Source organism: Clavibacter sp. MX14-G9D, assembly GCF_032917815.1.
GTDB lineage: Bacteria > Actinomycetota > Actinomycetes > Actinomycetales > Microbacteriaceae > Clavibacter > Clavibacter michiganensis_K.
Map to the genome: position 1 here is coordinate 1 of NZ_JAVCVL010000395.1, position 977 is coordinate 977.

Consider the following 977-nt stretch of genomic DNA (forward strand, 5'->3'; position numbering starts at 1 on the left):
GGCGGCTCGACGTGCCCGGCGACCACGCCCGCATCGTCGCCCGCGCGCTCGACGACGTGGGCCTCGCGGCCTCCCTCGCCGACCGGCGGCCCGGCGAGCTGTCCGGCGGGCAGGCCCAGCGCGTGGCCCTCGCCCGGGCCATCGCGGCATCCCCCGGGATCCTCCTCGCCGACGAGCCCGTGAGCGGCGTCGACCTGCCGCTGCGGGACCGCATCATCGAGCTCCTCGACGGGCTCGTGCGCGACCGCGGGCTCGGGCTGGTGCTGGTCTCCCACGACCTCGACGCCGTCGCGCGGCTCTGCGGGCGGACCGTCGTGCTCGCCGGCGGGCGCGTGGTGGAGGAGGGGCCGACGGCGCGCCTCCTCGCGGACCCGGCGCATCCGGCCACCCGCGAGCTCGCCGACGCCGTCCCGCGGCTGCCGGGGGCCCTCACCGCATGACGGCATCCGATCCCGCCCGTCGCGCGGGCACCGCCGCCCCGCCGCCGGACCGCGGCCCGCAACCCGCGGCCCTGCAGTCCGCCGTCCCGCAGTCCGCCGTCTCGCACGCCGGCGTGCTCCTCTGCAGCCAGCTGGTCTTCAACCTCGGCTTCTACGCGGTCGTCCCGTTCCTCGCCGTCGTGATGCGCGACGACCTCGGGCTCGGCGCCCTCGCCATCGGCCTCGTGCTCGGCGCCCGCACCTTCAGCCAGCAGGGCCTGTTCCTCCTCGGCGGGATGCTCGCCGACCGCTTCGGCCCCCGCACCCTCATCGCGGCCGGATGCGCCGTCCGGGTCGCCGGCTACCTGGGCCTCGCGCTGGCCGCGGACCTGCCGGGCTTCCTCGTCGGCGCGGTCCTCACGGGGATGGGCGGGGCCCTGTTCAGCCCGGCCCTGCAGAGCCTCGTCGCGGCGGCCGACCTCCGCGGACGCGCCGCCCGGCGCCGCGGCCGGCCGTCGCTGTTCGCGGCGCTCGTGCTGGTCGGCGAGGTCGGCGCGG

2 protein-coding genes are annotated in these 977 nt (G+C 78.9%); both read left to right on the forward strand.

Going from position 1 to position 977, the window contains the following annotated elements; all coding sequences use genetic code 11:
• Positions 1 to 440, forward strand: a 440-nt coding sequence (locus tag Q6969_RS15915; RefSeq protein ID WP_317231311.1) for an ATP-binding cassette domain-containing protein, incomplete at its 5' end; no start/stop codon positions are given.
• Positions 437 to 977: MFS transporter (locus Q6969_RS15920; protein WP_317231312.1), on the forward strand; the 541-nt coding region annotated here is incomplete at its 3' end. The genes Q6969_RS15915 and Q6969_RS15920, both read left to right, overlap by 4 nt.